The organism is Arthrobacter sp. HMWF013 (genome assembly GCF_003061105.1).
GTDB lineage: Bacteria > Actinomycetota > Actinomycetes > Actinomycetales > Micrococcaceae > Arthrobacter.
The window spans coordinates 616-1,102 of sequence record NZ_QAIQ01000668.1; the positions used below are offsets into that span (position 1 = coordinate 616).

At 66.7% G+C, this 487-nt stretch carries 1 protein-coding gene; it reads right to left on the minus strand.

All coding sequences use genetic code 11. From position 1 onward, the window contains the following. On the minus strand, positions 1-487 hold a 487-nt coding region (locus DBR22_RS21750), incomplete at both ends, for an AMP-binding protein (protein ID WP_146187619.1).

The following is a 487-nucleotide window of genomic DNA, read 5'->3' on the forward strand; positions in this document are numbered from 1 at the left end:
TGCCTCGGCGTCATCGATCCGGGACCGGAGGGCCTCGGCGGAGAACCCGCCGAACACCACGGAGTGCACCGCACCGATCCGGGCGCAGGCCAGGAGCGTGATGACAGCTTCCGGGATCATGGGCAGGTAGACGGCCACCCGGTCGCCTTTGGCCACGCCGAGGGATTCGAACGCGTTCGCGGCCTTCTTCACCTCTTCGGTGAGCTGGGCGTAGGTGTAGGTGCGGGTGTCCCCGGGTTCGCCTTCGAAGTAGATGGCCACCCGGTCCCCGAGCCCGTTCTCCACGTGCCGGTCCAGGGCGTTGTAGGCAGCGTTGACCTCGCCGCCGACGAACCACTTGGCGAACGGCGGGTTGGACCAGTCAAGGGTCTGGTCAAAATCCTTGTTCCAAGTCAGCAGTTCCCTCGCCTGCCGGGCCCAAAAGGCCGGGCGGTCAGCGTCGGCCTCAGCGTAATCGGCTGCGGTGACAACGGCGTCGGCAGCAAAC